12 protein-coding genes are annotated in these 11,850 nt (G+C 68.4%); 4 read left to right on the top strand and 8 right to left on the bottom strand.

Going from position 1 to position 11,850, the window contains the following annotated elements:
- Nucleotides 1-6 precede the first annotated feature (6 nt).
- Complete coding sequence (locus tag ON41_RS33265; RefSeq protein WP_063709997.1) at nucleotides 7-516, top strand: carboxymuconolactone decarboxylase family protein; 510 nt, start codon at nucleotides 7-9, stop codon at nucleotides 514-516.
- Between the two features lie 55 nt (nucleotides 517-571).
- On the opposite strand, the gene clpX is transcribed toward ON41_RS33265, so the two are convergent.
- The 6 genes from clpX to ON41_RS33235 all read right to left on the bottom strand — a co-directional run bounded on the left by clpX (nucleotide 572) and on the right by ON41_RS33235 (nucleotide 6,662).
- Nucleotides 572-1,852 carry an ATP-dependent Clp protease ATP-binding subunit ClpX gene (gene clpX, locus ON41_RS33260; RefSeq protein ID WP_040752249.1) on the bottom strand — a complete coding sequence of 427 codons (1,281 nt, stop codon included), beginning with the start codon at nucleotides 1,850-1,852 and terminating at the stop codon, nucleotides 572-574.
- Nucleotides 1,853-2,143: 291 nt separating this feature from the next.
- Nucleotides 2,144-2,812 carry an ATP-dependent Clp protease proteolytic subunit gene (locus ON41_RS33255; RefSeq protein WP_040752247.1) on the bottom strand — a complete coding sequence of 223 codons (669 nt, stop codon included), beginning with the start codon at nucleotides 2,810-2,812 and terminating at the stop codon, nucleotides 2,144-2,146.
- Between the two features lie 29 nt (nucleotides 2,813-2,841).
- Nucleotides 2,842-3,429, bottom strand: coding sequence for an ATP-dependent Clp protease proteolytic subunit (locus tag ON41_RS33250; protein WP_051163064.1), 588 nt, complete (start codon nucleotides 3,427-3,429; stop codon nucleotides 2,842-2,844).
- A 198-nt stretch (nucleotides 3,430-3,627) separates the two neighbouring features.
- Nucleotides 3,628-4,998: a trigger factor gene (gene tig, locus ON41_RS33245; protein WP_083905820.1), complete on the bottom strand. Its 1,371-nt coding sequence runs from the start codon at nucleotides 4,996-4,998 to the stop codon at nucleotides 3,628-3,630.
- Between the two features lie 105 nt (nucleotides 4,999-5,103).
- Entirely contained in the window at nucleotides 5,104-5,667 is a 564-nt protein-coding gene (locus ON41_RS33240; protein ID WP_246461712.1) for an FKBP-type peptidyl-prolyl cis-trans isomerase, read from the bottom strand.
- Nucleotides 5,668-5,921: 254 nt separating this feature from the next.
- On the bottom strand, nucleotides 5,922-6,662 hold the full coding sequence (locus ON41_RS33235) for a TetR/AcrR family transcriptional regulator (RefSeq protein ID WP_040752239.1): 741 nt from the start codon (nucleotides 6,660-6,662) through the stop codon (nucleotides 5,922-5,924).
- Nucleotides 6,663-6,756: 94 nt separating this feature from the next.
- On the opposite strand from ON41_RS33235, the gene ON41_RS33230 reads away from it, so the two are divergent.
- Complete coding sequence (locus ON41_RS33230; protein WP_040752237.1) at nucleotides 6,757-7,458, top strand: NAD(P)-dependent oxidoreductase; 702 nt, start codon at nucleotides 6,757-6,759, stop codon at nucleotides 7,456-7,458.
- On the opposite strand, the gene ON41_RS33225 is transcribed toward ON41_RS33230, so the two are convergent.
- Together ON41_RS33225 and ON41_RS33220 are read right to left on the bottom strand one after the other, a co-directional pair.
- The gene (locus ON41_RS33225; protein ID WP_040752294.1) at nucleotides 7,452-8,921 is read right to left on the bottom strand and encodes a sensor histidine kinase; all 1,470 of its coding nucleotides are present in this window, start codon (nucleotides 8,919-8,921) and stop codon (nucleotides 7,452-7,454) included. The two genes, ON41_RS33230 and ON41_RS33225, sit on opposite strands and share 7 nt — an antisense overlap.
- 160 nt (nucleotides 8,922-9,081) lie before the next feature.
- Entirely contained in the window at nucleotides 9,082-9,555 is a 474-nt protein-coding gene (locus ON41_RS33220) for an NUDIX hydrolase (RefSeq protein WP_040752292.1), read from the bottom strand.
- 192 nt (nucleotides 9,556-9,747) lie between these two features.
- Between ON41_RS33220 and ON41_RS42005 the strand changes: the two genes are divergently transcribed.
- Entirely contained in the window at nucleotides 9,748-11,403 is a 1,656-nt protein-coding gene (locus ON41_RS42005) for a WXG100 family type VII secretion target (protein WP_040752236.1), read from the top strand.
- A 4-nt stretch (nucleotides 11,404-11,407) separates the two neighbouring features.
- Entirely contained in the window at nucleotides 11,408-11,824 is a 417-nt protein-coding gene (locus tag ON41_RS33210; protein WP_051163055.1) for a YbaB/EbfC family nucleoid-associated protein, read from the top strand.
- Nucleotides 11,825-11,850 lie beyond the last annotated feature (26 nt).

Raw genomic sequence — 11,850 nt, 5'->3', positions numbered from 1 at the left:
CGGTTGATGTACTGGTATATGAAGCGGCGGTTCGGGGAGGTGCCGGAGCCGTTCGCGGTGGCGGCCAATCATCCGGGGGTGATGGTGGCCAGTGCCGTGCACGAGGGGCTGGCAGAGAGGGCCACCGGGGCGGTGCCGTCTCACATTCGGGAGATCGCGGTGTATCGGGTGGCGTGGACGGTCGGGTGCTCGTGGTGCGTGGACTTCGGGGCCATGCTGATGCGGCTGGACCATCTCGATATCGACAAACTCGAGCACATTGCGGACTACGAGACCTCGCCGTCGTACAGCGAGGACGAGCGGGCCGCCATCGCGTACGCCGACGCCATGACCGCCACCCCCACGACCGTCACCGACGAACAGGTCACGGATCTGCGGCGGCGGTTCGGGACGGACGGGGTCGTGGAGCTGACCTATCAGATCGCCCTGGAGAACTCGCGGGCGCGGACGTATTCGGCGCTGGGGATCACGGCGCAGGGGTTCAGTACGGATTCGTGCCGGGTGCCCTGGGCGTGAAATGCCGTCAGCCCACCGCGATACACGCGGTGGGCTGACGATCGGGGAGAAAGACTCAGGCCGACTTCTCGCGGCGTTCCTGCGGCTGGCGCTTGCGCGGGACGATGGTGGGAAGCACGTTGTCGTTGACGGTGTCGCCGTTCACGACCACCTTGGCGACGTCGTCGCGGCTGGGGATGTCGTACATCACCGGCAGCAGCACTTCCTCCATGATGGCCCGCAGACCGCGAGCGCCGGTGCCGCGCAGGATCGCCTGATCCGCAACGGCTTCCAGCGCGTCCTGGGTGAATTCCAGGTCCACGCCGTCCATCTCGAAGAGCCGGACGTACTGCTTGACCAACGCGTTCTTCGGCTCCGAGAGGATGCGGACCAGCGAATCCTTGTCCAGGTTGGTCACCGAGGCCACTATCGGCAGGCGGCCGATGAACTCGGGGATCAGGCCGAACTTGATCAGATCCTCCGGCATGACCTCGGCGAAGTGATCGGCGGTGTCGATCTCGCTCTTGGAGCGGACCTCCGCGCCGAATCCGATGCCGCGCTTGCCGACCCGGTCCTGGACGATCTTCTCCAGACCGGCGAAGGCACCCGCCACGATGAACAGCACGTTCGTCGTGTCGATCTGGATGAACTCCTGGTGCGGGTGCTTGCGACCACCCTGCGGCGGCACGCTCGCCTGGGTGCCCTCGAGGATCTTCAGCAGGGCCTGCTGCACGCCCTCGCCCGACACGTCGCGCGTGATCGACGGGTTCTCGCTCTTGCGGGCGATCTTGTCGACCTCGTCGATGTAGATGATGCCGGTCTCGGCGCGCTTGACGTCGTAGTCGGCGGCCTGGATCAGCTTCAGCAGGATGTTCTCGACATCCTCGCCGACGTAGCCGGCCTCGGTCAGCGCCGTGGCGTCGGCGATGGCGAAGGGGACGTTCAGCATCTTGGCCAGGGTCTGGGCGAGGTAGGTCTTGCCGCAGCCCGTGGGCCCGAGCATCAGGATGTTGGACTTGGTCAGCTCGACCGGCTCGTTGCGGCTGTCGCGCCCCTTGTCACCCGCCTGGATGCGCTTGTAGTGGTTGTAGACCGCGACGGCCAGGGTGCGCTTGGCGGTGTCCTGCCCGATCACGTACGCCTCGAGGAAGTCCCGGATCTCCGCCGGTTTCGGCAGCTCGTCGAGTTTGACCTCGCTGGACTCGGCCAGCTCCTCCTCGATGATCTCGTTGCACAGATCGATGCACTCGTCGCAGATGTACACCCCTGGTCCCGCAATGAGCTTCTTGACCTGCTTCTGGCTCTTTCCGCAGAACGAGCACTTGAGCAGATCGCCGCCATCACCGATGCGCGCCATCTCGTGGGTCCCTACTTCCTTGTCCGCGTGCAACCGTCTGTCCAGCTGCCGACAAGCCGCCTTCCGAACAACGCTACCTGTCACACATCGATCGGTGTCCGACCCGATCGGATTTTCAACGAATTTCGGCAGTGTCGCTCGGGGGTTCGATCGTCTCGACAACCTCTGAGCAAAGGTCCCTAGAGTGACCGTACCCGGTCCGTCGGACGGAGGTCGACAACTCGAGCATGTTTCTCATGTGAGCCTTCCGCCGAGTGCGTGATTCGCGTCCGCGACGGAAGGCCGCACGGGTCACTTCTTCTGAGCGCTGAGCTTCCGGTACTCGAACACCTGGTCGATGATGCCGTAGTCCTTGGCCTCGTCGGCCGTGAGGATCTTGTCGCGGTCGGTGTCCTTGCGGATGGTGTCGGCGTCCTTGCCGGTGTGGCGCGCCAGCGTGGTCTCCATCTGCCGGCGCATGCGCTCGATCTCGGCGGCCTGGATCTCCAGATCCGACACCTGGCCCTGGATGCCACCCTCCAGCGACGGCTGGTGGATCAGCACGCGGGCGTTGGGCAGGCAGGCGCGCTTGCCGGGCGTGCCGGCGGCGAGCAGCACGGCGGCGGCGGAGGCGGCCTGGCCCAGGCAGACGGTCGCGACATCGGCGCGGACGTACTGCATGGTGTCGTAGATGGCCATCAGCGCGGTGAAGGAGCCACCGGGCGAGTTGATGTACATCGTGATGTCGCGGTCGGGATCCAGGGACTCCAGCACCAGCAGCTGCGCCATGATGTCGTTGGCCGAGGTGTCGTCGACCGTGGCGCCGAGGAAGATGATGCGCTCCTCGAACAGCTTGTTGTAGGGGTTGGACTCCTTGACGCCGAAGCTCGAGTGCTCGATGAACGACGGCAGGATGTAGCGTGCCTGCGGGCCGGCCGGGGCCGTTCCGGACAGGCCGGCGCTGGGTTCGATGACAGTCATCTTCGTCTCCAAAGTCGGTGTGGTGTGAGCTACTCGGCGGAGCCGTTGGCCTGGGACGCGCGGGTGATCACGTGGTCGATGAACCCGTACTCCAGCGCCTGCTGGGCCGTGAACCAGCGGTCGCGGTCGGCGTCCTGGGTGACCTGCTCCACGGTCTGGCCGGTGTGCTGCGCCTGCAGCTCGTTCAGCTCCCGCTTGGTGAGCGCCAGCTGCTGGGCGTAGATGGAGATGTCCGCGGCGCTGCCGCCGATTCCGGCCGAGGGCTGGTGCATCATGACGCGCGTGTGCGGCAGCGCGTAACGCTTGCCGGGGGCGCCCGCGGTCAGCAGGAACTGCCCCATCGAGGCGGCCATGCCCAGGCCGTAGGTCGAGATGTCGGACTCGACCAGCTGCATGGTGTCGTAGATCGCCATGCCCGCGGTCACCGAGCCGCCCGGGGAGTTGATGTACAGCTTGATATCGCGCGTCGGGTCCTCCGCCGACAGCAGCAGAATCTGCGCGCAGAGCCTGTTGGCGATGTCGTCGTCGACCTGGGTGCCCAGGAAGATGATCCGCTCCCGCAGCAGCCGCTCGTACACCGAATCACTGAGGTTGAGACCAGCAGTCGCGGATGTCATGACCGGCCCCGCCTGATTGATTGTCACGTATTCCTGCCCTCTCTCACCGGCTCGGTGCTGTGCGCACGGCCTCTTCTGATTCGCTGTCACAAACCCTAACGAAGCAGGGCGGCACCGAACTCCCGGTACCGCCCTCTTCTGCTCACAGCGCAACCCCGGCAACCATCGTGTCGAATGTCGCGCTGCGGTGGCACTCGGTTATTCGGCGCTCGCCTCGACCTTCTCCGGCTCCTCGGCCTCGGAATCGTCGGGGCTGCCGAACATCTCGGCGGTGTCCACGGTGTTGCCGTCGGTGTCGGTCACGGTGACCTGGCCGACGATCGTGGCGAGCGCCTTGCCGCGGCGCACGTCGGAGAAGATCGCGCCGAGCTGGCCGGCCTGCTGCACCTGCTGGATGAACTGCTCGGGCGACATGCCGTAGCGCTGCGCCTGGAACAGGATCCGCTCGGTGAGCTCCTGCTGGCCGACCTCGGTGTTCTCGGACTCGGCGATGGCGTCCAGCAGCAGCTGGGTCTTCACCGACTTCTCCGCGGACTCCTTGGCGTCCTTGTCGAACTCCTCGCGGGAGGAACCCTGCGCCTCCAGCGCTTCGGCGAACTTGGCCTCGTCGTGGTCGAAGCCGTGGACGGCGTCGTGCACCACGGCGTCGATCTCGCCCTGGACCGCGCCCTCGGGCAGCGGCACCTCGGTCTTCTCCAGCAGGGCCTCGAGCACCTTGTCGCGGATCTCGCCCGCCTGCTCGACCTTCTTGCCCTGCTCGACCCGCTTGCGCAGGTCGTCCTTCAGTTCGTCGATGGTGTCGAATTCGCTGGCCATCTGGGCGAATTCGTCGTCGGCCTCCGGCAGCTCGCGCTCCTTGACCGAGTTCACCTTGACGGTGATGACCGCGTCCTTACCGGCGTACTCGCCGGCGACCAGGGTCGAGGTGAAGTCCTTGGACTCCTCGGCCGACATGCCGGTCAGGGTCTCGTCCAGGCCCTCGATGAGCTGGCCCGAACCGACCTCGTGCGACAGGCCGGTGGTCGAGGCCTCCTCGACCTCCTTGCCGTCGACGCTGGCCGCCAGGTCGATGGAGACGAAATCGCCCTCCTGGACCGGACGCTCGACGCCCTTCAAGGTGCCGAAGCGCTGCCGCAGGGACTGCAGCTGCTGCTCGATCTCGTCGTCCTCGATCGAGATCGGGTCGACGGTCACCTCGATGCCGGAGTAGTCGGGCAGGGTGATCTCGGGGCGGACGTCGACCTCGGCGGTGAACGCCAGCTCCTCGCCGTCCTCGATCTTGGTGATCTCGATCGCCGGCTGGCCGATGACCTTCACCTCGGAGGTCTGCACGGCCTCGCCGTACTTGTTCGGCAGCGCGTCGTTGACGACCTGCTCGAGAATCGCACCCCGGCCCAGCCGCGCCTCCAGCAGCTTCGCGGGGGCCTTACCCGGCCGGAAGCCGGGGATGCGCACCTGCTGGGCCAGCGCCTTGTACGCCTTGTCGAAGTCCGGCTTCAGCTCCTCGAAGGGCACCTCGACATTGATGCGGACCCGGGTCGGGCTCAGCTGCTCGACGGTGCTCTTCACGGACATGCTCCTTGTTCGTTGTTCTCTGAATTGACGTCGTCGGTTCCCCCCGATCGCATCCCGCCCAGCCTAGTCGACCTGGGCGAGCGGGCTGCAATCGGACCTCTAGCCTCCGACCTTCACCGCATCGGTGACGAACACCAAGGTCTCGTTGGGCTTCACCCCGTTGCCGCCCCGGCCGTAGCCGAGGTCCGGGGGGATGATCAGCAGGCGGCGGGTGCCCTCGGTGATCCCGGCCAGGCCCTGGTCCCAGCCAGGGATGACCTCGCCCGCGCCGAGGGTGAGCGGGAACGGCTTGCCGCGATCGAAGGAGCTGTCCAGCTTCTGGTGATCCGACCAGGTGACCAGCGTGTAGTTCATGGTGACCGGCTGCTCCGGCTGCGCGGCCGGGCCGGTGCCCACGACCAGATCCTTCGTGATCAGCTGCTTGGGCGGATCGCAGTCGTCGGGGATGGTGATGGTCGGGGCTTCGCCGAAGCCGCCGGTGGTCTGCACGTCGTCGGCGGTGCATTCGCGGCCGTGCGTCTTCGGCGCGGCCTGCGCCTGCGAACTCGCCCCCGACGCGACGGTGGTCGTCGCGGTGTCGCCCGACTCGTCGTCACCGCCACAGGCAGCCAGCGCCAAGGCGGCGGCCGCGACCATTCCCGTCGACACGATCCTGCCCATCATGCGCATCCCGCGCTCCTCCTCAGTTCCGCAAGCCGCCACCGACGGCGGTCGCCGCCGCGCCGAACCTACACGGCGTGCCGTGGTGTGTGCAGTCCAGCCGGGGTTCCCGGCCAAAAGCATGCCGGGAAAACGAAAAGGGCGCTTCACGCGCGAGCAACTCACCTGATTCCAGCGGGCAACCCTCCCTATTCCCAGCGGGCAACCCTCCCTATTCCCAGCGGGCAACCCTCCCTATTCCCGGCGGGCAACCCCCTTCATTTCCCGGCATGCTTTTGGCCGGGATTCTCAGGTGGCGTCAACCCCAAGGCGCGGATGAGGTGGGTGATCTCCGTGCGGTAGAGCTTGTCGGGGTTGGTGGTCTGGGCGCGGAGGTGGCCGAGGATCTCCAGGGAGACCAGGCCGTGCAGGTGGCCCCAGATGCGGAGGGCGATCGCCAGGGCGGCCGGGGGAAGGCCGGGGAATTCCGCGCGCACGAGGTCCACCAGGTGTGGGTCGAAGTCCGACCATTCGAAACCGTGGTCGGCGTATCCGCTCGCCGCGGACGGCCACGCCCCGGCGGCCAGGCCGGCGAGTCCGGCGCACACCCGATGCGCGGCCTCGGGCGCCGCACCGCCCTCCGGCGCGCGGTAGCCCGGCACCGGATCGCCGTAGATCAGCCGGAAGCCCTCGGTGTTGGCCAGCGACCACTCGCGGAACGCGCACGCCCACGCCATGATCCGGCCCGCCGCGTCGTCCCGCGGGCGCTCGTCGCGGGCGGCGATCACCGCCTCCGCTAGTTCGTCGTACACATCCCGGATCAGCGCCGTGACCAGATCGTCGCGGGTCGCGAAGTAGCTGTAGACGGCGTTCGGGGTCATCCCCATCTCGCGGGCGATCGCCCGCAGCGTGATCGCGCCCGGACCGCCCTCGGCCATCAGCCGCAGGGCCGTCTCCTTGATCTCGGCCGTCGTCTCGGCCCGCCGTCGCTCCCGCCGAGTCGGCGCCACGCTGCTCACGCCGCAACCTTACCTGCCGTGAAATTATTGGGCGTTGCGCAAACACTTCACGCTGTATAGTTTTCTCACATCGTTAGATCTACTGAGGAGAACGATGTTCATCGGCATCATCGGCGCCACCGGCAATATCGGGCAGAAGGTCGTCACCGAGGCGCTCGCGCGCGGCCATCACGTCCGGGCATTCACGCGCGACCTCGCCCGCGCCACCACCACTCACCCGAACCTGACCTGGGCCGAACTCGACATCTTCGACAGCGCGGCCGTCGCGGCCCAGCTTCCCGGGCTCGACGTCCTGCTCAGCGGTTACCAACCGGGCAATGCCGCAAGGGATTTCGCGGATACGGTCGCGAGATCGGTGGCCGATCCGGGCGTGCACGTCACCGTCGAGAACTCGCTGCTGCGAGCCTTGCACACCCATCCCCGCACCCGGCTGATCGTGATCGGCGGCGCCGGGAGCCTGGAGTTCGAACCGGGACGGGTCCTCGCCGACCACGACGAACGCCTGCTCCCACTGCTCGAGAGCATCGGATTGCCGAAGGAGTACGCAGCGGCCGTGCGTGGCGCGCGCGACGGGCTGAACGTGCTGCGCACCTCGAATCGGCTCTGGACCTATCTGAGCCCGGCCGAGCAGATCGGCCCCGGCGAGCGCACCGGCCGCTACCGGGTCGGCACCGACCAGCCGGTGGTCGACGCCGACGGCCGGAGCCGGATCTCCTACGACGACGCCGCCGTGGCCCTGCTCGACGAGATCGAGGCGCCGCGATTCATCCAGCGCCGATTCACCATCGGTTACTGACGCCTCGCGGACTCCTGCGCCGACTCGCGGGGTAGCACCACGGTGAAGGTCGCGCCCGCGCCGGGCTCGCTGTGCACGGTGACGCGGCCGCCGTGGGCGGTGACCAGGGCCTGGACGATCGACAGGCCGAGGCCGGTGCCGCCGCTGGCGCGGGTGCGGGAGGTGTCGGTGCGATAGAAGCGCTCGAAGACCTTGGCGGCGGCCTCCTCGGACAGGCCCGGACCTTCGTCGGTGACGTCGATGCGTACCTCGTCCGCGGCGGGGGTGAGGCGGACCGTGACCGGCGTGCCGGGCGGGGTGTGGGCGAGGGCGTTGCCGAGCAGGTTGCCGAGCACCTGGCGCAGCCGGTCGGCGTCGCCCCGGACCTCCAATGTGCCGGTGCCCGAGGCGATGTCGAGGGAGATGGGACGGGACGGCGCGCCGGATTCGCGGGCCGCCATGGCCTGCGCGCTGTGCACGGCGTCCCCGGCCAGCGACAGCAGGTCCACCGGCTCCCACTGCAGCGGGCGCTGCGCGTCCAGCCGGGCCAGCATCAGCAGATCCTCGACCAGCAGGCCCATCCGCTCGGCCTCGGCCTCGATGCGCTGGAGCACCAGCCGCGGATCCTGGCTCGCCCCTTGGCGATACAGCTCGGCGAACCCGCGAATCGTGGTCAGGGGGGTGCGCAATTCGTGGCTGGCGTCGGCGACGAACTGCCGCATCTTGGCCTCCGAGCGCCGGGCCGCCTCCTCCGACGCCTCGGTCGCCGCGACGCCGTGCTGGATCTGCGCCAGCATCGAATTCAGCGACTGCGCCAGATGATCCACCTCGGTGTCGACGTCGCGCACGGGCACCCGGCGGCTCAGATCGCCGGCGGCTATGGCGGCGGCGGTCTCCTCCACCTGCCGCAGCGGCCGCAGCCCGCGCCGCACCACGACGTACCCGCCGACCGCGAGCAGCAGCAGCGCCACCGCGCCGGTGCCCGCCTCGAACACCAGCAGCCGCGTCACCGTCTCACGGTTGTCGTCCAGGGACAGCGCGATGGTCGTGGAGCCGTACTGGTTGGCGGTGGTGAGCACCCGCCACCGCGTCGACGAGCCGTCCGCCGACCCGACCGTCACCGGATCGCCGACCGGCACATTCGACAGGTCGGGCCCGTCCGCGGGCACCGGGCGGCCGATGTCGTAGACGGTGCCCTCGGGAGATTTGCGCAGTTCGTAGAACCGCCGGGGCTGATCGGTGGACAGCGGCTCCCGCGGGGGCGGGCCCGGCATATCGGACGGCACCCAGAGCGTCCCCTGATCGGTGGTGATCTGCCGCATGGGATGCGGCTGCGCCCAGCTGTGCGCCGAATCGTAGAGCTGCTCGTCGGTGCGCTGGGTCAACGATCGCGACAGCGCCGAGGTGACCGCCACCCCGGAGGCCACCAGCACGATCGCGGCCAGCGTCACCATGGCGACGACGAGCCCGATCCGCAGCGGGATCGCCGACACCCGCCGCGCCAGCGTCCGCCGCACACTCACCGGTCCGCCCGCGTTCTCCCGGCCGGGAGGACCACACCTGCACTCGTCACGCACCCCATCTCTACCGGGCGAAACTGGGAGATCGCTGCAAGTGGCCTGGGCGTTTCCTCCGTACCCCGGCTCAGCCGCCGGTCAACCGCTCGGCGAGGCGCTCCAGAAACGGCCGCTGCCCTTTACCCAATTTGTCCCGCGCGGTGTCCAGATCGAACCACTCGGCCCGATCGATCTCGGGGAACTCCTGCATCCGCCCGGACCGCGGCGGCCACTGCATCTCGAACGTCCCCGGATTCACCCGCGCCGGATCCAGCTCCCCCTCCACGGCCCACACCAGCACCTGCTTCTTACTCGCCCCGCTCCCGTACCGGACCTCCCCCAGCTCGATCCACGCCCCCTCCGGCACCGGCAACCCCAGCTCCTCCGTGAACTCCCGCCGCGCCGCCACCCGCGAGTCCTCGCTCTCCGGCTCGTACTCCCCCTTCGGAATAGACCAGGCCCCCAGATCCTTCCGTGACCACAACGGCCCACCCATATGCCCCAGCAGCACCCGCACCTCGGGCGCACGGCGGAACAGCAGGACTCCGGCGCTGTATTTCATGGTGGCAGTCTGCCGCATCGCTCGGGCGTCACCGGGCCGACATCTCAGCACATTCCCACGCACGAGAAGACGGGATATGCACGGAGCGGACACACCGGAGGACAATCGTCTCTCCGCGACATCGTCCGGATGTCCGGGACAAGCATCGGTACAGGCACATCCGCGGCGAGTGCCACGACAGCGGGAGCGCGTGTGGGTCAGTCGTTGCACGTCGATCCGGACGAGTTACGCAACGCCGCCGATGAACTCCGCGCGCTCGCCGACGAGACGGCACGGGTGGTCGCGGAGCTGAAGGCCGATCTCGCCCGCGAGGGCGAATGCTGGGGCGACGACGAACCCGGCAAGATGATCGCCGAGTCGTATGTGCCGGGCGCGGACCAGGGCATGGCGGGATTCGAGAACCTCGTTCAGAACATCGACGCTACGAGTTCGAACCTTCGCAGCACCGCCGAGACCTTCGAAACTCAGGATCGTAACGCCGGCAACGGCATTCGGAATTCGACGCCGGATGCCGGGGCTCCCGCAACGACGTATCCGTCCCCGACCAACCAGGCGAACAGCGGTAGCACGCCGGACCAGCGATCACCCGGCGCCGGGCAGACACCGGAACAGTCCGGACAGTCGGGCACCGGGTCGCCGACGCCCGGCGATGCCGCGGCGAACGCACAGCAGCCCGCCGCACAGCAGCAGCAACCCGCGGCACAACGTCCCGCGGACTCATCCGACGGCTCCGATTCCCCCGGTGACGATTCCGGCAACAACCCGGACAGCTCCGCTCCGAATGCGACCGGATCGGACAGCCCTGGCGGTGGCTCGGACCACAACCCCTCCCAGCCCGGAACGTCCGGCCCGAACCCCACGGCCGCATCGACACCGCCGACCTCACCCTCCGCGCCGTCGTTTCCGGGGGCCGGTGGAGGCGCAGGCGCCACGGCCACGCCGAGTTCCCGGCCGAAGAGTCCCTCGAAGGCGTACGGTCCTGCCGCACAACAGAATTCCGGCGCGCCGTCGCCGAAGTCCGGCACCGGAACGCCTTCGGAACAACAGTCACCGCCACGGCCCGCGCAGCCCCGACGTCCCGCCGCGCAGAAGCCTTCCCCGGCACCCGAGAAGCGCAAGAACCCCACACGGAAACCGCCGCCGCGGCCGCTCACCGACGACGAGGCGATGCGGATCGTGACGGCCATGGCGGTCCGGCACAACCTGCAGATCATCGGATTCGAGGCGGCGGCGATCTCCGTGCCGACGGCCCAGGAGATCGCGGACGCCGTCGACTCCGTACTCGGCAAGTACTCGATCGCGCTGCACGGCATCGAGATCGCGGACATCGCCTCCGCACTGTCCGGCGTCGAGAACCGGGCGGAGCCGACGGCGCCGGAGCCGGAGCCGTGGATCGTCCTGGAGCGTCGCGCCGTCGCGGATCCCGGCGCGCGTTCCGAGCGTGACCGCGTCCGGGCACTCCCGGCCGAGAAAATCCCTCGCCAGGTGTACGCACGGATGCTGCGTGAATTCGGCCGGGTCATCGACATGGTCGGCGGGTTGCGGGCGCGACGGACGGTACAGCGCGCGCTGATCACCGAGTATCTGCGGGTCACCGGCGCCGACCGGCGGACGCTGGCGCATGTGACGAACGGCTACCGGCGCTGGCGAAGCCAACTCGGCGACGGGTGCTTCAGCGACGGCGTGATCGAACCCGGCAGCGCACTGGCCGATGCGTTCGCCACCGTCGAGCAGGGTGGCGTCCAAGCACCCGGCCCGGCCAAGGTGCTGCACCGCTTGCTGCTGGTCATGGCGCGGTTGGACATGGGAAAGGCGAACGGGACGCCGTGGGATTCCGGAAAGGGATGAGCCGATGGACCGGTGGAAACGCGAGGGCCTGCGTTCGGCCAACAATGGATTGCGCAATCAGGTGGAGCAGCTGGTCGACTCCTACGAAGAGCAACAGTCTCGTCTCACCGAGATCCACCGAGAGCTGGAAACCCTTCGCCTGCAAGCGGGTTCGTCCGATGGATCGGTCGGGGCGACCGTCGACGCCAACGGCGTTCTCACGGATCTGTCGCTGACTCCGGCCGCACTCCGCAGGACACCGGACGAACTCGCCCGCTCGATCGTGCAAGCGACGCAGGAGGCCGCCCGACAGGCTCGGGAACGGAGCGAGAAGGCGGCCGCGCCGGTAGCGGCCGCACTCGACGACGAACCCGACCTCACCGACATCCTGGGCGAGGGGCCCACGCTCCGCGATATCCGCGAGTTCTTCCGGGGCCCGTGATCGAGGTGCCGGACGACGAACCCACC

This window comes from Nocardia transvalensis NBRC 15921, assembly GCF_000308875.1.
GTDB classification, from domain to species: Bacteria; Actinomycetota; Actinomycetes; order Mycobacteriales; family Mycobacteriaceae; genus Nocardia; species Nocardia transvalensis.
This window is presented reverse-complemented; position numbering and strand designations above follow the sequence as displayed.